General features: G+C 44.5%; 19 protein-coding genes and 1 pseudogene. 15 read left to right on the top strand and 5 right to left on the bottom strand.

All coding sequences use genetic code 11. The annotated features are described in order from the left end of the window. The first annotated feature begins 97 nt into the window (after window positions 1–97). Together NYE56_RS17235 and NYE56_RS17230 are read left to right on the top strand one after the other, a co-directional pair. A complete protein-coding gene (locus NYE56_RS17235) occupies window positions 98–976 on the top strand; it encodes a LysR family transcriptional regulator (RefSeq protein ID WP_341284162.1) in 879 nt (292 codons plus the stop codon). A gap of 156 nt (window positions 977–1,132) precedes the next feature. Further along, a complete protein-coding gene (locus NYE56_RS17230) occupies window positions 1,133–2,143 on the top strand; it encodes an LLM class flavin-dependent oxidoreductase (RefSeq protein WP_003228318.1) in 1,011 nt (336 codons plus the stop codon). A 48-nt stretch (window positions 2,144–2,191) separates the two neighbouring features. Here NYE56_RS17230 and araR read toward each other — a convergent pair whose 3' ends face one another. Then, window positions 2,192–3,280: an arabinose utilization transcriptional regulator AraR gene (gene araR, locus NYE56_RS17225; protein WP_003243070.1), complete on the bottom strand. Its 1,089-nt coding sequence runs from the start codon at window positions 3,278–3,280 to the stop codon at window positions 2,192–2,194. A 203-nt stretch (window positions 3,281–3,483) separates the two neighbouring features. On the opposite strand from araR, the gene araE reads away from it, so the two are divergent. From araE to NYE56_RS17185, 8 genes and pseudogenes are all read left to right on the top strand, one after another. After that, entirely contained in the window at window positions 3,484–4,878 is a 1,395-nt protein-coding gene (gene araE, locus NYE56_RS17220) for an arabinose-proton symporter AraE (protein ID WP_003243899.1), read from the top strand. Between the two features lie 297 nt (window positions 4,879–5,175). Next, window positions 5,176–6,198 carry a gapA transcriptional regulator CggR gene (gene cggR, locus NYE56_RS17215; protein WP_009968188.1) on the top strand — a complete coding sequence of 341 codons (1,023 nt, stop codon included), beginning with the start codon at window positions 5,176–5,178 and terminating at the stop codon, window positions 6,196–6,198. Window positions 6,199–6,244: 46 nt separating this feature from the next. Next, on the top strand, window positions 6,245–7,252 hold the full coding sequence (gene gap / locus NYE56_RS17210) for a type I glyceraldehyde-3-phosphate dehydrogenase (protein ID WP_003219957.1): 1,008 nt from the start codon (window positions 6,245–6,247) through the stop codon (window positions 7,250–7,252). A gap of 316 nt (window positions 7,253–7,568) precedes the next feature. Further along, the gene (locus NYE56_RS17205; RefSeq protein WP_003243051.1) at window positions 7,569–8,753 is read left to right on the top strand and encodes a phosphoglycerate kinase; all 1,185 of its coding nucleotides are present in this window, start codon (window positions 7,569–7,571) and stop codon (window positions 8,751–8,753) included. A gap of 30 nt (window positions 8,754–8,783) precedes the next feature. After that, on the top strand, window positions 8,784–9,545 hold the full coding sequence (gene tpiA, locus NYE56_RS17200) for a triose-phosphate isomerase (protein WP_003243394.1): 762 nt from the start codon (window positions 8,784–8,786) through the stop codon (window positions 9,543–9,545). Then, window positions 9,538–11,073 carry a 2,3-bisphosphoglycerate-independent phosphoglycerate mutase gene (gene gpmI, locus NYE56_RS17195; protein WP_003228330.1) on the top strand — a complete coding sequence of 512 codons (1,536 nt, stop codon included), beginning with the start codon at window positions 9,538–9,540 and terminating at the stop codon, window positions 11,071–11,073. Before tpiA ends, gpmI begins: the two co-directional genes overlap by 8 nt. A gap of 29 nt (window positions 11,074–11,102) precedes the next feature. Beyond that, window positions 11,103–12,395, top strand: a complete 1,293-nt coding sequence (gene eno / locus NYE56_RS17190) for a phosphopyruvate hydratase (protein ID WP_003228333.1) — start codon at window positions 11,103–11,105, stop codon at window positions 12,393–12,395. Between the two features lie 91 nt (window positions 12,396–12,486). After that, a pseudogene (locus NYE56_RS17185) lies at window positions 12,487–12,780 on the top strand (MFS transporter); the annotation flags it as partial. 45 nt (window positions 12,781–12,825) lie between these two features. On the opposite strand, the gene NYE56_RS17180 reads toward NYE56_RS17185, so the two are convergent. Continuing rightward, window positions 12,826–13,287, bottom strand: coding sequence for a GNAT family N-acetyltransferase (locus NYE56_RS17180; protein ID WP_015384661.1), 462 nt, complete (start codon window positions 13,285–13,287; stop codon window positions 12,826–12,828). A 125-nt stretch (window positions 13,288–13,412) separates the two neighbouring features. Here NYE56_RS17180 and NYE56_RS17175 point away from each other — a divergent pair, with 125 nt between their 5' ends. Next, entirely contained in the window at window positions 13,413–15,230 is a 1,818-nt protein-coding gene (locus tag NYE56_RS17175) for a zinc ribbon domain-containing protein (RefSeq protein WP_341284161.1), read from the top strand. A 35-nt stretch (window positions 15,231–15,265) separates the two neighbouring features. Here the strand turns inward: NYE56_RS17175 and NYE56_RS17170 are convergent, their stop codons facing one another. Together NYE56_RS17170 and NYE56_RS17165 are read right to left on the bottom strand one after the other, a co-directional pair. Then, window positions 15,266–15,964 (bottom strand): zinc ribbon domain-containing protein, encoded by a 699-nt coding sequence (locus tag NYE56_RS17170; RefSeq protein WP_172850025.1) that lies wholly within the window; start codon window positions 15,962–15,964, stop codon window positions 15,266–15,268. A gap of 130 nt (window positions 15,965–16,094) precedes the next feature. After that, the gene (locus NYE56_RS17165; protein WP_003228342.1) at window positions 16,095–16,709 is read right to left on the bottom strand and encodes a PH domain-containing protein; all 615 of its coding nucleotides are present in this window, start codon (window positions 16,707–16,709) and stop codon (window positions 16,095–16,097) included. A 149-nt stretch (window positions 16,710–16,858) separates the two neighbouring features. Here NYE56_RS17165 and NYE56_RS17160 point away from each other — a divergent pair, with 149 nt between their 5' ends. Continuing rightward, on the top strand, window positions 16,859–17,494 hold the full coding sequence (locus NYE56_RS17160; RefSeq protein WP_080262594.1) for an NAAT family transporter: 636 nt from the start codon (window positions 16,859–16,861) through the stop codon (window positions 17,492–17,494). Between the two features lie 17 nt (window positions 17,495–17,511). Here the strand turns inward: NYE56_RS17160 and opcR are convergent, their stop codons facing one another. Beyond that, entirely contained in the window at window positions 17,512–18,069 is a 558-nt protein-coding gene (gene opcR, locus NYE56_RS17155) for an opuC operon transcriptional regulator OpcR (protein ID WP_003228345.1), read from the bottom strand. Window positions 18,070–18,332: 263 nt separating this feature from the next. On the opposite strand from opcR, the gene opuCA reads away from it, so the two are divergent. The 3 genes from opuCA (at window position 18,333) to opuCC (ending at window position 21,082) form a co-directional block, all read left to right on the top strand. Then, window positions 18,333–19,475, top strand: coding sequence for an osmoprotectant ABC transporter ATP-binding protein OpuCA (opuCA, locus tag NYE56_RS17150; protein WP_003243370.1), 1,143 nt, complete (start codon window positions 18,333–18,335; stop codon window positions 19,473–19,475). Window positions 19,476–19,497: 22 nt separating this feature from the next. Then, the gene (gene opuCB, locus NYE56_RS17145) at window positions 19,498–20,151 is read left to right on the top strand and encodes a glycine betaine/carnitine/choline/choline sulfate ABC transporter permease OpuCB (RefSeq protein WP_003228349.1); all 654 of its coding nucleotides are present in this window, start codon (window positions 19,498–19,500) and stop codon (window positions 20,149–20,151) included. Between the two features lie 64 nt (window positions 20,152–20,215). Continuing rightward, a complete protein-coding gene (gene opuCC / locus NYE56_RS17140) occupies window positions 20,216–21,082 on the top strand; it encodes an osmoprotectant ABC transporter substrate-binding lipoprotein OpuCC (RefSeq protein ID WP_160245023.1) in 867 nt (288 codons plus the stop codon). The last annotated feature ends 15 nt before the right edge of the window (window positions 21,083–21,097 follow it).

Below are 21,097 nucleotides of genomic sequence, written 5' to 3'. Positions count from 1 at the left end.
TTCATTCACTCCTTGTAGAACTTTTCCATCATATGATACGGTAGAACATAAGATAAATAAAATGAATCTTTTTTATAAGGAGCATAAGTAAATTGTTATGACCATTACACAATTAAAGGTTTTTGTGAAAATAGCTGAAACGGGAAGCTTTACAAAAGCGGGTCAGGCGCTGAACATGACACAGCCGGCTGTCAGCCATGCGATTTCTGCGATCGAAGCTGAGCTTGATGTAAAGCTGATCATTCGTGACCGCCGCAATGGCCTGATGCTGACGGTTACGGGAAAACAGATCTTAGTACACATTAGAGAAGTCTTAAAAGGCATTGAAAAAGTTGAGCAGGTAGCAGCAGCGGAAAAAGGGCTTGAACTGGGAACGATCCATATCGGCACATTCTCAACAGCTTCGGCTTATTTTATGCCGAAGCTGATCAGTGCATTTAAACAAAAATATCCGAAACTTGAGCTCGTGCTGCACGAGGGAACTGTAAATGAAGTCAAGGAGTGGCTTCATACGCGGATGATAGATGTCGGCATTCTTCTGTATCCAACAGAGGAGATGGAGTACATTCATTTGAAAAAAGACAAAATGGCAGTCGTGCTCAGGGACGATCACCCGCTTGCCAGTCATTCGGCCATTACGCTGAAAGATCTTGACCATGAACCGATGATCGTCTGTGACGGAGGCTATGAGTCACCATTTGTCGATATGTTCAGGCAGGCGGGCGCTACGCTGCACCCAGCTTTCACGGTCTATAACATCAACACCTCGATCAGTATGATCAGAGAAGGACTGGGCCTGGCCATTTTATCAGAAATGTCCATGTCGGGGATGCCGCTTCCGGAGCATGTGGTGACCCGGGAATTGGACCCGCAGGTATACCGTGATGTGCAGCTTGCTGTTCCGTCGCTAAAGGAGGCATCTCTGGCGGCTAAGCTCTTTATTGAGATGGCTAAGGAGCTGTTTGGAGCAGAATAATGTTCCAAACCGTTCGTTTTATATTGTTCGAATTTCATCGAATCAAATTCTTTTATTCCTGAATGCAGTTGTGTTATGGTGTGATAGAAGTTCTTTCTATCATGACCTGACAGCTTTGGGCTGTTTACTGATAACACATTTGCAAAGGAGAACAATATGTCTAACAACCAACGCAAAGATACCTTGCTTTCTGTCTTGAATTTATCTCCGGTTGTTCAGGGAGGAACGATTGCAGAATCATTCCGAAACAGCATGGACTTGGCGCGCCGGGCAGAGGAATGGGGCTATCACCGTTACTGGCTTGCTGAACATCATAATATAGAAGGTGTTGCAAGCTCTGCCACCGCAGTTTTGATTGGCCATATTGCCGGAGGCACGAAGAAAATCCGCGTCGGTTCCGGCGGCATTATGCTCCCGAACCACTCTTCATTAGTCATTGCTGAACAATTCGGCACACTGGAAACACTGTATCCCGGGCGGATTGATCTGGGGCTTGGACGTGCGCCGGGAACAGACCAATTGACAGCCAGAGCGCTCCGCAGAAACATCAACAGCGGGGAGGATTTTCCAGAACAATTAGAGGAACTGCGCAATTATTTTAAACCGTCAGGAAATGTGCGCAATCAAGTTCGCGCCATTCCCGGAGAGGGCATAGATGTGCCGATTTGGCTGCTGGGCTCAAGCGGCTTCAGCGCCCGTCTGGCAGGTGAACTAGGTCTTCCGTTTGCCTTTGCCGCTCATTTCTCACCGGCGAATACGGTTCCTGCATTGGAGCTGTACCGCAATTCCTTCACGCCGTCAGACGTGCTCGACGAACCGTATGCGATGGTCGGTGTCACCATTATCGCGGCAGATACAAACGAGAAAGCGCAGCACCTTGCGACTTCGCATTATCAAAGGTTTCTTGATCTTGTCCGCGGTACGCCGAACCAGCTTAAACCGCCTGTTGAGGATATGGACCAAATCTGGAGCCCGTATGAAAAAGCGATGGTCAATGAGCAGCTAAGCTCCACGATTGTCGGAGGTCCGGAAGAAGTGAAGGCGAAGCTTGAAGATTTCGTCAAAACGACACAGGCTGACGAAATTATGGTTAACTCAGAAACCTTTGAACACGCAGACAGAATGCGTTCGTTTGAAATCATCGCTGACGTTTGGAAAAACAGATAACAGCTATAAAAAAAGCAATGTAGCGGGGAGACCCATACATTGCTTTTTTTATTCATTCAGTTTTCGTGCGGACTGGCGAATGATCAACTCAGGCTCAAATATAACATCCTCTTGCTTCGGCTTTTTATGCTCTAAGCAGTCAATGACATATTTGGCGGCTGCTTTTCCAAGCACTGATTTCGGATGTTTGACAGAGGTTAGTTTCACTTCTGAGATTTGGGCGAAATGTGAATCATCATACCCGACAATAGACATATCCTCTGGCACTTTAAGATCCATCTCCCTCAGCATATCAATCACCTTCAGCGCAATTTCATCGTTATAACAAAGAATGGCTGTCGGCATGTGCTTGCTGTTTTTCTCCAGTGTGGCTTTTACTTTCTCCAGAAGTTTTGATTCTTTTTCTTCCGTTGTAAATGTCACGATCATATCCGGAGAAGGAAACAACTCACGCTCCCGGTGCGCCTGTATAAATCCGTTCATCCGTTTCACGCCTTGTGTGTCATCAGCTTTAAAAATACCCATCATATGCGTGTGGCCGAGAGAAAGCAAATGCTCCGCCGCCATCATCCCGCCTTTCACATCATCCAAGGTAAAACTTGGCGCGGCAAGCTCGGCATATGACGCGTTAATCATCGCAAAAGGAATGCCGTTTTTCTCCAAGTTCAGATAATAGCCGATGTTTGGGGTTTGAAGGGCGCTTTTTGTCGGTTCTACGATGAGTCCGTCAATATGCTGGGACAGCAGGTTTTCTAAGCCTCTTCTTTCGTTGTCCGGGTTGTTGTTTGTGCTTGTCAAAAGCATAGAATACCCCTGCTCGCTTAAATAGGACTCGATTCCTCTGATGATGCTCGGGAAAATATAGTCTGATATGTAGGTTGTCAAAACACCGATCGTTTTATTTGAATGCAGCGCTGACTTAGCAGAGCGTGAAGCGACAAAGGTGCCTCCGCCTTGCACGCTGTACAGCAGACCTTGTGATACGAGGTCTCCGATCGCTTTGCGGATGGTATGCCGGCTGACGCCGAATTGCTGCATTAATTCGTTTTCGGTAGGGATTTTTTGATCGGGCAGTATTTTGCCTTGATTAATCCATGAACTGATTTCTTCTTTTACTTGCGCGTATTTTGGTAACATATCCATTCCTCCAAAATGTATACGGACAAATTTCAGTATATCACAGCGTTCTTTGTAAGAAAACATTGACAGAAAATGCAAACAAGATTATTCTATATTTGTACGTACTAATTAAATGTAATTTTCGTTAAATTTTAATATAAGTACGTACAATTGAAAAGTATAATGTAAACGCTTTACTCAACATTCGGGAGGGCAGGGAAATGAAGAATACTCCAACTCAATTAGAACCAAATGTTCCTGTAACAAGAAGCCATTCAATGGGATTTGTCATTTTGATCTCATGTGCGGCGGGGCTTGGCGGCTTATTGTATGGCTATGACACGGCAGTGATTTCTGGCGCCATCGGTTTTCTGAAAGATTTATACAGCCTGAGTCCGTTTATGGAGGGACTTGTCATTTCAAGCATTATGATTGGAGGAGTTGTGGGCGTCGGGATATCCGGATTTTTAAGTGACAGATTCGGCCGGAGAAAAATTTTAATGACAGCCGCTTTGTTATTTGCGATATCAGCAATCGTTTCAGCGCTTTCTCAAGACGTGTCCACCTTAATCATTGCAAGGATTATCGGGGGGCTGGGAATCGGGATGGGCTCATCGCTCTCTGTTACGTATATTACAGAAGCGGCACCGCCCGCCATACGCGGAAGTTTATCTTCCTTATATCAGCTCTTTACGATACTGGGTATTTCCGCAACATACTTTATTAATCTAGCTGTGCAGCGGTCTGGAACATACGAATGGGGCGTGCACACCGGCTGGAGATGGATGCTTGCTTATGGAATGGTGCCGTCCGTCATTTTTTTCCTTGTCCTGCTCGTCGTCCCGGAAAGTCCGAGATGGCTGGCGAAAGCGGGCAAAACAAATGAAGCTTTAAAGATCCTGACACGTATTAATGGAGAAACTGTTGCAAAAGAAGAATTAAAGAACATTGAGAACTCTTTAAAAATAGAACAAATGGGGTCGCTCTCCCAGCTGTTTAAGCCGGGTCTCAGGAAGGCGCTTGTTATTGGAATCCTGCTGGCGCTGTTTAACCAAGTCATCGGCATGAACGCGATTACTTACTATGGGCCGGAAATCTTTAAAATGATGGGATTCGGGCAAAACGCCGGATTTGTGACGACTTGTATCGTCGGGGTTGTAGAAGTCATCTTTACCGTTATTGCGGTGTTGCTGATTGATAAAGTCGGACGAAAAAAACTGATGTCCATCGGTTCTGCTTTTATGGCTATTTTTATGATTTTAATCGGGACGTCGTTTTATTTTGAGTTAACAAGCGGGATCATGATGATCGTCCTTATATTAGGTTTTGTCGCTGCTTTCTGTGTCTCGGTCGGACCGATCACATGGATTATGATTTCTGAAATCTTCCCGAACCATCTGCGTGCGCGGGCCGCGGGCATTGCGACCATCTTTTTATGGGGAGCAAACTGGGCGATCGGACAGTTTGTGCCAATGATGATCGATTCTTTCGGGCTCGCCTATACATTTTGGATCTTTGCGGTGATTAACATCCTTTGTTTCCTGTTTGTCGTTACGATCTGTCCGGAAACGAAGAACAAATCGCTCGAGGAAATTGAAAAGCTTTGGATAAAATGAAAACGCTTTAATGAAACAGCCCTTTCTACGGGAAGGGCTGTTTATATTGGGATGCACCATTTGGCGCTTTCTGTATAAGATAAAGATATATAGGATAAAATATTGCTGGATAAAACGACGCGGCATGAAAACTCTGCGAATATTGTCGATGAATTGGCTCTTAACAGTTGAATAAACAATTCCACCCTGTTAAAATAATTAAAGAAAGCAGAAATGATTTTTTTTGGCTATGACGGGACGTTTTTTGTCATAGCGGGACATATAATGTCCAGCAAAAAAGGAAGGAACGTTTGAGTCATGAACCAGTTAATACAAGCTCAAAAAAAATTATTGCCTGATCTTCTGCTCGTTATGCAAAAGAGGTTTGAAATCTTGCAGTATATCAGGCTGACAGAACCCATCGGGCGAAGAAGCCTGTCTGCCAGTCTCGGAATCAGCGAGCGTGTGCTGAGGGGCGAGGTTCAGTTTTTAAAGGAACAGAACCTGGTCGATATTAAGACAAACGGCATGACATTGACAGAAGAGGGCTATGAACTGCTTTCTGTTTTGGAAGATACGATGAAAGATGTTTTAGGTTTGACTCTTTTGGAAAAGACATTAAAAGAACGTTTAAATCTGAAGGATGCCATTATCGTATCCGGAGACAGCGATCAATCCCCATGGGTCAAAAAAGAAATGGGAAGAGCAGCTGTCGCATGTATGAAAAAAAGATTTTCAGGCAAAAATATCGTCGCTGTAACTGGCGGTACGACAATTGAAGCTGTCGCCGAAATGATGACGCCGGATTCTAAAAACCGCGAGCTTTTGTTTGTGCCTGCAAGAGGCGGTTTAGGCGAAGACGTGAAAAACCAGGCGAACACCATATGCGCGCATATGGCGGAGAAGGCTTCAGGCACTTACCGGCTTTTGTTTGTTCCGGGACAGCTGTCACAAGGCGCCTATTCATCTATTATTGAAGAGCCGTCAGTCAAAGAGGTGCTGAACACCATTAAATCAGCGAGTATGCTGGTTCATGGAATCGGCGAAGCTAAAACTATGGCTCAGCGCAGAAACACGCCTTTAGAAGACTTAAAGAAAATAGATGATAACGACGCGGTGACGGAAGCGTTCGGCTACTATTTTAACGCGGACGGCGAAGTGGTTCACAAAGTGCATTCTGTCGGAATGCAGCTGGATGACATAGACGCCATCCCCGATATTATTGCGGTAGCGGGCGGATCATCAAAAGCCGAGGCGATCGAGGCTTACTTTAAAAAGCCACGCAACACGGTTCTCGTCACAGACGAAGGAGCCGCAAAGAAGTTATTAAGGGATGAATAATCCCTCAATATAAATATCTCTCACTTATTTAAAGGAGGAAACAATCATGGCAGTAAAAGTCGGTATTAACGGTTTTGGTCGTATTGGACGTAACGTATTCCGCGCAGCATTAAACAATCCTGAAGTTGAGGTAGTAGCGGTTAACGATTTAACAGATGCTAACATGCTGGCTCACCTTTTACAATATGATTCTGTACACGGAAAATTAGACGCTGAAGTTTCAGTTGACGGTAACAACCTTGTTGTTAACGGCAAAACAATTGAAGTTTCTGCAGAACGCGATCCTGCTAAACTTAGCTGGGGCAAACAAGGCGTTGAAATCGTAGTTGAATCTACTGGTTTCTTCACAAAACGCGCAGACGCTGCGAAACACTTAGAAGCTGGCGCGAAAAAAGTAATCATCTCTGCTCCTGCTAACGAAGAAGATATCACAATCGTTATGGGTGTTAACGAAGATAAATACGATGCGGCTAACCACGATGTTATCTCTAACGCATCTTGCACAACAAACTGCCTTGCGCCGTTTGCAAAAGTACTTAACGATAAATTCGGCATCAAACGCGGTATGATGACAACTGTTCACTCTTACACAAACGATCAGCAAATCCTTGATCTTCCGCACAAAGACTACCGTCGTGCGCGTGCAGCAGCTGAAAACATCATCCCAACATCAACTGGTGCTGCTAAAGCAGTTTCTCTAGTTCTTCCTGAACTAAAAGGCAAACTGAACGGTGGAGCAATGCGTGTTCCAACTCCAAACGTTTCTCTAGTTGACTTGGTTGCTGAACTGAACCAAGAAGTAACAGCTGAAGAAGTAAACGCAGCTCTTAAAGAAGCGGCTGAAGGCGACCTTAAAGGAATCCTTGGCTACAGCGAAGAGCCATTAGTTTCTGGCGACTACAACGGAAACAAAAACTCTTCTACAATCGATGCTCTTTCTACAATGGTTATGGAAGGCAGCATGGTAAAAGTAATCTCTTGGTACGATAACGAAAGCGGCTACTCTAACCGCGTTGTTGACCTTGCAGCTTACATCGCAAAAAAAGGTCTTTAATTTATAGCTGAAAAAGGACCTGACTTGGTTCTTTCGAATAGAAGCGCTATAATGAAAGCGGACAAGGGAAGGGGACGGACTCCCTTTCCCTTTTTCCATGAAGACCGGCTTTCAGAAAACGCTCTGTGATAGAGAAACGACCGCGTTTTAAGCAGCTTTGCCGGCGCTTTCGCCTAAGGCCGCTGCCCTGGCTTTTAGACGAACTGCCCTGTGCCGAAAAAGACTGCGCTCTGCCCTAGCGGAGTTATCGCTTGAACAGACGGTTTCACGTTTTTCGTGCTGTATGCAAACCATTTTGAAGGAGGATCTCCTAGGCATGAATAAGAAAACTCTCAAAGACATCGACGTAAAAGGCAAAGTTGTATTCTGCCGCGTCGACTTTAACGTTCCAATGAAAGACGGGGAAGTAACAGACGATACACGTATCCGTGCTGCGCTTCCAACAATCAAACACCTTGCAGACCAAGGCGCGAAAGTCCTTCTTGCGAGCCACTTAGGCCGCCCGAAAGGCGAAGTGGTTGAGGAGCTTCGTTTAACTCCTGTCGCTGCACGTCTCGGCGAACTGCTTGGCAAAGAAGTGAAAAAAGCGGATGAAGCATACGGAGATGCTGTAAAAGCACAAATTTCCGAGATGAAGGACGGAGACGTTCTTGTATTGGAAAACGTACGTTTCTATCCTGGTGAAGAGAAAAATGACCCTGAGCTTGCAAAAGCATTTGCTGAGCTTGCAGATGTATATGTAAATGACGCATTCGGTGCTGCCCACCGTGCTCACGCATCTACAGCTGGAATTGCCGAGCATCTGCCAGCAGTTGCAGGTTTCTTAATGGAAAAAGAGCTTGATGTACTTGGAAAAGCGGTTTCCAATCCTGACCGCCCATTCACAGCGATCATCGGCGGAGCGAAAGTAAAAGACAAAATCGGTGTAATCGAAAGTCTTCTTGATAAAGTAGACAACCTGATCATCGGCGGAGGTCTTGCTTATACTTTCGTAAAAGCGCTTGGCTATGAAGTCGGTAAATCTCTTCTTGAAGAGGATAAAATCGAGCTTGCGAAATCATTTATGGACCGCGCTAAAGAAAAAGGCGTTAACTTCTACATGCCTGAAGATGTACTCGTTGCAGATGATTTCTCTAACGATGCAAACGTGAAAATTGTGCCGATCTCTGAAATCCCTAGTGATTTAGAAGCAATCGACATTGGTACGAAAACACGCGAAACGTATGCTGACGTCATCAAAAACAGCAAACTTGTCGTGTGGAACGGACCAATGGGCGTATTCGAAATCGACTTGTTCGCTCAAGGAACAAAAGCGGTTGCGGAAGCATTGGCAGAGGCGAAAGATACATACTCTGTCATCGGCGGAGGAGACTCTGCGGCAGCGGTTGAAAAATTCGGCCTTGCTGACAAAATGAGCCACATCTCAACAGGCGGCGGCGCATCCCTTGAGTTTATGGAAGGCAAAGAGCTTCCAGGGGTAGCTGCACTGAACGATAAATAATCTCAAAACTGCTATAAGGAAGTGGAACAGATGAGAAAACCAATTATCGCCGGTAACTGGAAAATGAACAAAACACTCGGCGAAGCTGTCAGCTTCGTTGAAGAAGTGAAATCTTCCATTCCAGCAGCAGACAAAGCTGAAGCTGTTGTTTGCGCGCCAGCGCTTTTCTTAGAAAAGCTTGCTTCTGCTGTTAAAGGCACTGACCTAAAAGTCGGCGCCCAAAACATGCACTTCGAAGAAAGCGGCGCGTTCACAGGCGAAATCAGCCCGGTTGCTCTGAAAGACCTTGGCGTTGACTACTGCGTCATCGGCCACTCTGAGCGCCGTGAAATGTTCGCTGAAACTGATGAAACAGTTAACAAAAAAGCACACGCAGCTTTCAAACACGGCATTGTGCCGATCATCTGTGTAGGTGAAACGCTTGAAGAGCGTGAAGCCGGCAAAACAAATGATCTTGTTGCTGACCAAGTGAAAAAAGGCCTTGCTGGTCTTTCTGAAGAACAAGTTGCTGCTTCTGTTATTGCGTATGAGCCAATCTGGGCAATCGGAACAGGCAAATCTTCTACAGCGAAAGATGCGAATGACGTGTGTGCGCATATCCGTAAAACCGTCGCTGAAAGCTTCAGCCAAGAAGCTGCAGACAAGCTTCGCATCCAATATGGCGGAAGCGTAAAGCCTGCAAACATTAAAGAATATATGGCAGAGTCCGATATTGACGGTGCTTTGGTCGGCGGCGCGAGCCTTGAGCCACAGTCATTCGTTCAATTATTGGAGGAAGGTCAATATGAGTAAAAAACCAGCTGCACTCATCATTCTTGATGGGTTCGGATTACGTAACGAAACAGTAGGGAACGCAGTCGCTTTAGCGAAAAAACCGAATTTTGACCGCTATTGGAACCAGTATCCTCATCAAACATTGACTGCTTCAGGCGAGGCTGTAGGTCTTCCTGAAGGGCAAATGGGGAACTCCGAAGTAGGTCACTTAAATATCGGTGCGGGACGTATTGTGTACCAAAGCTTAACACGCGTAAATGTTGCCATTCGTGAAGGAGAGTTCGAACGCAATCAAACATTCCTTGACGCGATCAGCAACGCGAAAGAAAACAACAAAGCCTTGCACCTGTTCGGTCTTTTATCTGACGGAGGCGTGCACAGCCATATCAACCATTTATTCGCACTGTTAAAGCTTGCGAAAAAAGAAGGGCTGACAAAGGTTTATATCCATGGCTTCCTTGACGGCCGTGATGTAGGTCCGCAGACAGCGAAAACGTACATCAACCAGTTGAACGATCAAATCAAGGAAATCGGTGTGGGTGAAATCGCCAGCATTTCCGGACGTTACTACTCTATGGACCGCGACAAACGCTGGGACCGTGTAGAAAAAGCGTACCGCGCAATGGCGTACGGCGAAGGCCCATCTTACCGCAGCGCCCTGGATGTTGTTGATGATTCATATGCAAATGGTATCTACGATGAATTCGTGATTCCATCTGTCATCACAAAAGAAAACGGTGAGCCTGTTGCGAAAATCCAAGACGGCGATTCTGTGATTTTCTATAATTTCAGACCGGACCGCGCCATCCAGATTTCCAACACGTTCACAAACAAAGACTTCCGTGACTTCGACCGCGGCGAGAATTATCCAAAGAACCTGTATTTCGTCTGCCTGACTCACTTCAGTGAAACAGTTGACGGCTATGTAGCGTTTAAACCGATAAATCTTGATAACACAGTCGGAGAAGTATTATCTCAGCACGGGTTAAAACAGCTTCGAATTGCAGAAACTGAAAAGTATCCGCACGTCACGTTCTTTATGAGCGGCGGCCGTGAAGCTGAATTCCCGGGGGAAGAGCGTATTCTCATCAACTCGCCTAAAGTTGCAACGTATGACTTGAAGCCTGAGATGAGTGCGTATGAAGTGAAGGACGCGCTTGTCAAAGAAATTGAAGCTGACAAGCATGACGCGATCATTCTTAACTTCGCAAACCCTGATATGGTCGGCCACTCCGGAATGGTTGAACCAACAATTAAAGCAATTGAAGCAGTGGACGAATGCTTGGGCGAAGTCGTTGACGCGATTCTTGCTAAAGGCGGACATGCCATCATTACCGCTGATCACGGTAATGCTGACATTCTGATTACAGAATCAGGCGAACCGCACACTGCGCATACAACAAACCCAGTCCCTGTGATTGTAACGAAAGAAGGCATTACGCTGCGTGAAGGCGGAATCCTAGGCGACCTTGCACCAACGTTATTAGACCTTCTTGGTGTTGAAAAACCGAAAGAAATGACAGGAACATCTTTAATTCAAAAATAATTTGAAAATCAAAAGGAGAGACAAAACTCATGCCATACATTGTTGATGTTTATGCACGCGAAGTATTAGACTCCCGCGGCAACCCAACAGTTGAAGTTGAAGTATATACAGAAACAGGAGCTTTCGGCCGCGCATTAGTGCCAAGCGGAGCTTCTACAGGTGAATACGAAGCGGTTGAGCTTCGTGACGGCGACAAAGACCGTTACCTTGGAAAAGGCGTGTTAACAGCTGTTAACAACGTAAACGAAATCATTGCTCCAGAGCTTCTTGGCTTTGATGTAACTGAACAAAACGCAATCGACCAGCTTTTAATCGAGCTTGACGGTACTGAAAACAAAGGCAAACTTGGTGCGAACGCAATCCTTGGCGTATCTATGGCTTGTGCGCGTGCTGCTGCTGATTTCTTACAGATTCCTCTTTACCAATACCTTGGAGGATTCAACTCAAAAACGCTTCCTGTACCGATGATGAACATCGTAAACGGCGGAGAGCATGCTGATAACAACGTGGATATTCAAGAATTCATGATCATGCCTGTAGGTGCTCCTAACTTCCGTGAAGCACTTCGCATGGGCGCTCAAATCTTCCACAGCCTGAAATCAGTATTAAGCGCAAAAGGCTTAAACACTGCTGTAGGTGACGAAGGCGGATTCGCTCCAAACCTTGGTTCTAACGAAGAAGCGCTTCAAACAATCGTTGAAGCAATCGAAAAAGCCGGCTTCAAACCTGGCGAAGAAGTTAAACTTGCTATGGATGCTGCATCTTCTGAGTTCTACAACAAAGAAGACGGCAAATACCATCTGTCTGGCGAAGGCGTTGTGAAAACATCTGCTGAAATGGTTGACTGGTATGAAGAGCTTGTTTCTAAATACCCAATCATCTCTATCGAAGACGGTCTTGACGAAAACGACTGGGAAGGCCACAAGCTTCTTACTGAGCGTCTTGGCAAAAAAGTTCAGCTTGTTGGTGACGACCTCTTCGTTACAAACACGAAAAAACTTTCTGAAGGTATTAAAAACGGCGTAGGCAACTCTATCCTGATCAAAGTAAACCAAATCGGTACATTGACTGAAACATTCGATGCGATCGAAATGGCGAAACGCGCAGGCTACACAGCTGTTATCTCTCACCGTTCTGGTGAAACTGAAGACAGCACAATCGCTGACATCGCTGTGGCAACAAACGCAGGACAAATCAAAACAGGTGCTCCGTCTCGTACGGACCGAGTTGCGAAATACAACCAGCTTCTTCGCATCGAAGATCAGTTGGCTGAAACTGCTCAATACCACGGTATCAACTCTTTCTACAACTTAAACAAGTAATAAAAAGACCGCCGGGATTTTCTCGGCGGCTTTTTTATGCAAACTTTGCACTAGTTTTTATTATCCATCTATTTATTTCCTTGATGATTTTGTACTTTTTTTTGTGCTAGGCGTCATCATCTCCTATATTGATGTACAAACGGTTCTGTATTTTCAAAAGACGGTTCCGACTGAATACTTCGGAAGAATATTCGCGCTTATTTTTTCTATCGTAAAGATGGGAGAACCTCTTTCAGCAGCTGTTTACACAGTGCTTCTTGTGTTTATGGACGCTGATTATATTTTTCTGGCTGTCGGTCTGGCTCTCGTCCTGACTTTTTTTATACTGTCAGTGAGGAAAGGAATGCAGCGGGATACCGGAAAAAAAGCGAACCAGTTTTTTTAATTTCTATATAAAAGAGCTGCCGATGATCATGCGGCAGCTCTTTTATTAAAGATCCAAATAAAGCCTTACCATATCGCGGCATTGAATCCCGTTTTCAAAAATGTCCTCATCATAATGTCTGACAAAGAAATCGTGGTCGATCGCCTGAAGGCGGAATCCGCATTTTTGATAGAGAGAAAGCTGATGAATGCTGGAATTCCCCGTGCCGATTTCAATCGTGTCCGCCCCCAGCTCCTTCGCTTTTTCGATGGCGTCAAGTACAAGCTGTTTGCCAAAGCCCTTCTTCTGAAGAGATTCTTTTACCGCAATATTTACAATTTCAACTGTTTGCGGCCTTGTTTTTAGCAATACATAAACACCTGCAAGCTCATCACCGGCCCAAGCTGTGTAACATTCTCCCCTCTCAAGATATTCATCTACAATGTCTTTCGATGGATCGGCGAGCAGCAATAGATCATATAATTCGTCATTTGTTTCTTTTCCTAATTCAATCCTGAGCTTTTGCATATTCGTACCACCTTTTTAGTCTGATAGACATTTAATTTTTTCATTCGTTCCCAATTTCATTCTGTTTTATTATAAAATATGAAAAGCAGTAAATGTTATCAAATTAGTAGAATAGGAGGAAAGTCATGTTTTTTTGTAAGAATTGCGGCTCCCAGAATAATGAAGGAGCCAAGTTTTGTAAACAATGCGGCACCCCGATCGGAGGGGGCAGCAAACAGGCAAATCAAGAAACAGCTAGCACTGCAGAAACAAGGCAGGCTCCGCGAAAACCGATCCCTAAGAAAACCATCATTTTATGGAGCAGCATTGCCGCGGCGTGCGTTATATTATTCGCCGCATATAAAACCGGAGCGTATTTTACTTCAAAGGATAGGTTAGTAGACAAGTTTGAACAGGCCGTAAATGATGAGGATCAGGACCAAATCGCGACTCTGCTTACACCGGTAAATGACAATCTTAAACTCACTAAAAATAATGTAAAACCGTTTCTTACATATTTGAAGGATCATCCAGACAAAAAAGATGAACTTTTTGCATCGCTGCGTGATGAAACAGCCCAGAAGGATATCGTATATGCGGAAAAAGACGGGAAAACCCTGCTGGTATTTGACCATTATGACTTAAAGGTAGCACCTGTTTATTTTGAAGTGAGCAGCAATTATAAAAATACCGATCTATATGTCAATAAAGAGGAAGCCGGATCTGTAAAGAAAGCAGATCAAGCACAAACCCTCGGTCCGTACATTCCCGGTGAATATACAGTCTCAGCCAAACTGAAAAACGATGTCGTTGACCTTGTGAAAAAGGAAGACATTCAGGCGGTTGGCGATAGCAGCTTTCGTGTTGATCTCTCATTGGAAGCAGACGATGTGACATTCAGCTTAGCGGATGACATCAAGAGCGGGAAGGGAGATTTGCTGATTAACGGCAAGTCGATTCATAAAGACCCATTCAAATCCGTAACATACGGTCCGCTGCTGACAGATGGATCAATGACAGCTTCAGTCGAGGCAGAATTTCCGTGGGGAAAAACAAAAACTGCCGGCGTTCCGATCGATGATAAAGAAATGGAGTTAACGTTAATTCCTGATCAAGATACACAGGAACAGATTATGAACACAATTGTCAAAACAACAAAACAATACTCCAAAGCTCTATCTGATGGGAATACAGCCCAGATGACAGAGGCAAGTGCCAATTGGAAGGCAGAGACGAAGGACACCGTTGATTCTATGAAAAGCGCGGATTCATACTTAAAAGATAGATACTTGGAAACTGATTTTGACCTGGACACATTTGCCCTCTCTCAGAAAAACGACGGAACGTGGCAGGTATCGGTAACAGGAAAAGAACTTCACCAGTCTTCTTCGTATAACGACTATACAAAATCTGAAATGACTGACGAAAGTCCGAGTTATGAATATCTTCTTTTATATGATAAAAAACAGAAAAAGTGGATTTTCGAAGATGCAGAATCAACATTCCAATCTGCAGGCACAAATATAAAGAAAATCAAAAATGATAAACCAGAGACATACACTTCCGCCTGGGCTGGCTCGAAAAACAAAGGCAGTGAAAGCTCTGCAAGCGGCGATGTTACAGATGAACAAGTGACATTATTTATGGGCAGTTATCTGCAAAGTCAGGCAGATGCCGTGAATCAAAATAATTTCTCACTGATGGAAGACAGCCTTGAAAAAGGCAGTTCCCTTTATTCCGACCAGCAGCATCTCGTGTCGAAATTAAATAAAGAGGGGACAACAGAAGACTTTAATAACTATGAAGTGAAAAGCTGGAGCCAAAATGGGTCGGCTGTCACGATTAAGACGTATGAAGAATTCTATATCACAAAATCAGGCGGCAGTCCAAAGCTCAGAACATATAACTGGACTTATACCGGCGTAGTGAAGAACGGAAGAATTTACTTAACGTCTATTCAATAAAACAACCCCATCACCTGCTGGTGATGGGGTTGTTTTTAAAAGAGCATATAACGGAAAATTTCTTTGACATAGTGTTCGATAATAAGCTGAAATGTAACGCAGATGATCAGATAAATTACAATCGTTGAGTAAATGACATCAACCTTCCCTTTATATGAATGCTGGTAACTGCCCAGCATCGCAGGAGGAATGGCGAAGAATGCACCGATTAAACCAACGGCTAATATGGTAAAGCAAATGTCTGTATGTAATAAAAAGAAGAAAAGGGCAAGAATCAAAATAGCAGTGAACGGTATGAGAAACGCTCCGAATCTTGAGAATGAATCCTTGAAAGATACTTGGTTTCCCGCGATTTTCAGGGCAAAAAAGATGCATGCATGCAGGCCAAATAGAAATAAAATAAAATAAATGGTTGGCTCTAAGAAGATTGCTGTAAAGCTTACGCTTCCGGGACCGTCTGAAAAAAGAATATAAAACATCAAAGGGGTCAGCAAACTAAAAAGAACCATCGTAATGATTGCGCTGATCAGCTGCTCTCCGCCTGTTGTTTTACATTCCTGATAAGGGCGTTTCAGGACGGATAAGACAAATGAACCGAACTGTTTTGCTGCTTGCTTTGCAGCGGCTCCAGTTTGAGCTGGATGCTGGTGGCCTGATTGACCGGGGAGCGGTGATCCGCATTTCTCACAAAAATTTCCGCCATCTGTTTGATGGCCGCATTGAGGACAATACATAAAATAACTCCTTTACCTGTATTATAGGGAAAATAGACTAATAGTTTTATTATAAAAGAAAAAAGTTGTAAAGTAATCAATATTCATACAAAAAAGACACGAGCCCGATAGCAGCTGTGTCTTTTTTTATCTAGTTATTCATATATTTCTCAAATACATCCCCAAAATCCTTAATATGATACTGCGAGCGAACGGATGTCAGCCAAGTGAATCCGAATTCGGTCAGCTCTTTGTATTGCGTTTCAATATTAACGTGCTCAGGGCGGGTATGGTGAAGAATCGTCACTGCTTTATCTAAGCTTTGCTCCGCTTGATTGATTAAAATGTCATTTTCATAGGTTGTTTCAGCGATGCGAAGCAGTGCTTTATAAAGGTCTTTTAACTTTTCAATCTGGTCTTTGTGGACATCAATGTCGAATTGTTCACCGCCCAGCTTGAACTTAATTTCAACATCCAAATCCACTTTTCCGGCAGTTTCAAGAAAAACGTCAGAGATTTTATATTGCGAATAAGGATAGCGTTTCAACGTTCGTTTCGAGGAAGTGGCGCGTTCGCCGTCTACATGGATCAGGGCCAGGTTCGTAAAGCAATACTCGTCTGCTTTTGTTTTAATCAAGAAATAAATTTTCTCATTATCTTCATGCATGACATAATCATCTGCGTCTGTTTTGTCATAGTCCTGAGGTTCGATAATTTTTCCGATATCAGATAAGCCCAAGGCATCTGCCGCAATTTTTTTGAACATCTGTATACGTCCTTCCTATTCAATTTGTCACTTCATTGTAGCATGGCGTGTTTCTGACAGGCTATAAAGGTTTACCGGGAAATCGCCTCCGGGTAAAAGGGTGGAGAATAATTCTATTTCCTGTGCAGAGACTATCAACAAGGAGGTATATGATGTTCTCATTCATCGTTCACGTCTTCATTTCTTTATTCGCAGTATCGAATCCGATCGGAAACGTACCGATATTTCTGACGCTGACAGAAGGCTATACTGCAGCGGAAAGAAAAGCGATTGCCCGGAAGGCAGCTATTTTATCCTTTTTTATTCTCGCGGCTTTTTTGGTTTTCGGCCATCTTATCTTTAAACTGTTTGATATCAACATTCACGCGCTCCGAGTGGCGGGCGGCATATTCATTTTCGGCATTGCCTATAATCTATTGAATGCGAAAGAATCACACGTGCAATCTCTTCACCATGATGAACATAAGGAAAGCAAGGAAAAAGCGGATATATCCGTCACACCTTTATCCATTCCGATCATTGCTGGGCCTGGAACGATTGCAACAGTGATGAGCCTTTCCGCCGGGCATAGCGGCATTGGTCATTATGTGGCTGTTATGATCGGCATAGCCGCCGTTATTGCCCTGACCTTTCTCTTTTTCCACTATTCTGCTTTTATCAGCAGCAAACTCGGAAAAACCGAGATGAATGTGATTACCAGACTGATGGGATTAATCTTAGCCGTGGTTGCGGTCGGGATGATTGGTGCCGGGCTGAAAGGCATGTTTCCGGTCTTAACCTCATGATGCAAAAAGCAGCTCTCTTATTTTAGAGAGCTGCTTTCTTTTGTTTTCGGCACATACCGAAAGACTTCCTCACTCTCAAAAAATTCAATCAACCTGCTCAGCCAATCATAGTAATGAAGCCATTCTTTTAATTCATTCAGCAGCTGATTGACTTTCTCTTCCGCTTCCGGGGTAAGCCCGTCCCTTTGTAAAAGATCACTCAGCTCCCGGTTTAATTTTTTATACAGCACTTTGTTTTTGCTCACGACCTTTGTCCAATTCGCCGCAAATAAAGAAATGAAGGTTTGATAATAATCCTGCTCGACGTCATAAAGGTCTTTTCGTACGCCTTTTTCAAACACCTTTTCGGCGATATTGGCATCGATCATTTCCCGGACAACCTGGCTCATCCGTGTTTTGCTCATGCCCGTTGCCTCAGAGAGCTCGCTTAAGGTCATTGGTTTTCGATTCATATAAATAATTCCGAGCACACGTCCGACAGTTGAAGGCATTCCAAACGTATGCATATTTTCGGCAATCTTCTCAATGAGATGCTCTTCAGCATGTTCAATGATGTCGAGAGCGGTTTTTTTCACAGCTGATCATCCCTTCAAATGGCAATTGATGGTGTCAATATATCATATTTCTTCCTGGTGTTGAAAATAGCTGAATGCAGAGGAAGTGGGAGGTATCCGGCGTAATTGTAAGAACACCCTTTCCGTCTCGGTCATAACAATAAATAATCTATAAATAACATATAATTTCAACACATTGTAAACTTTTTATTTTACAAAGTTCAAACTATAATAAGGATTATACTTTTCAGAAAATTTAAAGGAAACCTGCGGAGGTGCACGGATTGCTGAAATTGGAACAAGTGTCAAAAGTATATAAAGGCGGCAAAAAAGCTGTGAACAGCATTGATTTAGATATTGCCAAAGGTGAATTTATCTGTTTTATCGGCCCGAGCGGCTGTGGAAAAACGACGACGATGAAGATGATCAACAGGCTGATAGAACCATCGTCTGGAAGGATTTTTATCGACGGAGAAAATATTATGGAACAGGACCCGGTTGAGCTGAGGAGAAAAATCGGCTATGTGATTCAGCAGATTGGTTTGTTCCCCCATATGACCATCCAGCAGAACATCTCACTCGTACCAAAGCTGCTGAAATGGCCTGAGGAAAAACGGAAAGAACGGGCGCGCGAGCTGTTAAAGCTTGTGGATATGGGCCCAGAGTATTTAGACCGTTATCCGCATGAGCTCAGCGGCGGACAGCAGCAGAGAATCGGCGTGCTGCGCGCCCTGGCAGCGGAACCCCCTCTCATTTTAATGGATGAACCGTTCGGAGCGCTTGATCCGATTACGCGTGATTCCCTTCAGGAAGAATTCAAAAAACTGCAGAGAACCTTAAACAAAACGATTGTGTTTGTAACCCACGATATGGATGAAGCGATTAAGCTTGCTGACAGGATTGTGATATTAAAAGCGGGAGAAATCGTTCAAGTCGGCACACCTGATGAGATTCTTCGAAACCCGGCAAATGAGTTTGTTGAAGAATTTATCGGGAAAGAGCGCCTGATTCAGTCAAGACCGGATATCGAGCGGGTAGAGCAAATGATGAACAGAACGCCGGTGACGGTATCTGCGGACAAAACGCTTTCTCAGGCGATTCAGCTGATGAGAGAAAAACGTGTTGACTCGCTGCTCGTTGTGGACCGGCAAAACGTGCTGAAGGGCTATGTTGATGTGGAAATGATTGATCAAAACCGCAAAAAAGCGAGCATCGTTGGCGATGTATACCGTTCAGATATATATACCGTTCAAAAAGGGGCGCTTCTTCGCGATACAGTCCGAAAAATTTTGAAGCAGGGGATCAAGTATGTTCCGGTGGTCGATGAACAGAACCATTTAGCAGGGATTGTGACAAGAGCGAGCCTCGTTGATATCGTATACGATTCCATTTGGGGCGACGAGGAAAACCAGCTCATGACGATCTGACCAGGGGAGGAGCTCTTTTAAGATGAATCAAATGATGACTTTTTTGCAAACGAACGGCGGAGAGCTGTTGTATAAAACAGGAGAGCATTTATATATTTCACTCATAGCCGTTGTATTGGGCATTATCGTTGCAGTGCCGCTCGGCGTTGCTCTTACCAGAATGAAAAAAGGCGCAGGTGCGGTTATCGGTTTCGTAAACATTGTGCAAACCCTGCCGAGTCTGGCGATTTTAGCCTTTTTTATTCCGCTTCTCGGCGTAGGAAAAGTGCCTGCGATTGTCGCTTTATTTTTCTATTCGGTGCTGCCGATCCTGCGCAATACGTATACCGGCATTAAAGGTGTAAATAAAAACCTCCTGGAATCGGGGAAAGGGATTGGCATGACTGGCTGGGAGCAGATTCGGCTCGTTGAAATTCCGCTGGCGATTCCCATCATCATGGCGGGGATCCGCACATCAACGATCTACCTAATTGGCTGGGCGACACTTGCGTCGTTTATCGGGGGAGGCGGCCTCGGGGACTATATTTTTATCGGCCTGAACCTATACCAGCCTGAATATATCATTGGCGGTGCCGTGCCTGTCACAATTCTGGCAATTATCATTGATTATGTCCTGGCCGTGACAGAACGAAAGGTGACGCCGAAAGGCTTGCAAGGGATGAAGGAAGTTTCGTAAGGAGTTGGCTCTGTTGAAAACGACAAAAATCAAATGGCTTGGCGCGTTTGCTCTCGTCTTTGTCATGCTGCTAGGCGGCTGCTCTCTGCCGGGTCTAGGCGGCGCTTCTGACGATACGATCAAAATCGGGGCGCAGAGCATGACAGAATCAGAAATTGTAGCGAATATGATCGCGCAGCTTATTGAACACGATACAGATTTGAATACCGCTTTAGTGAAAAACCTCGGCTCAAACTATGTTCAGCACCAAGCGATGCTGGGCGGTGACATTGATATTTCAGCCACGCGCTATTCCGGAACAGATTTAACAAGCACCCTCGGCAAGGAAGCGGAGAAAGATCCGAAAAAAGCGCTGAACATTGTGCAGAATGAGTTTCAAAAGCGCTTTTCTTATAAATGGTTTGATTCCTACGGCTTTGATAACACATATGCCTTCACCGTAACAAAAAAGTTTGCGGAAAAGGAGCATATTAACACCGTGTCCGACCTGAAAAAAAATGCCTCCCAATATAAATTAGGCGTCGACAATGCTTGGCTGAAACGAAAAGGCGACGGGTATAAAGGCTTTGTCAGCACATATGGCTTTGAGTTCGGCACAACTTATCCGATGCAGATCGGGCTTGTCTATGACGCAGTCAAAAATGGGAAAATGGACGCCGTTTTGGCTTATTCAACGGATGGACGGATTAAAGCATATGATCTGAAAATCTTAAAAGATGATAAGCGTTTCTTCCCGCCGTATGACTGTTCACCGGTGATTCCGGAAAAGGTGCTTAAGGCGCATCCGGAACTTGAGGGTGTGATCAATAAGCTGATTGGGCAAATCGACACGGAAACGATGCAGGAACTTAATTATGAGGTGGATGGCAAGCTGAAGGAGCCGTCTGTCGTAGCAAAGGAATTTTTAGAGAAACATCATTATTTTGACTAAGAAAAGAGGTGGATC

Origin of the sequence: Bacillus sp. FSL R5-0603 (assembly GCF_038050295.1) — a bacterium.
In the GTDB taxonomy this organism is placed as follows: domain Bacteria; phylum Bacillota; class Bacilli; order Bacillales; family Bacillaceae; genus Bacillus; species Bacillus subtilis.
This window is presented reverse-complemented; position numbering and strand designations above follow the sequence as displayed.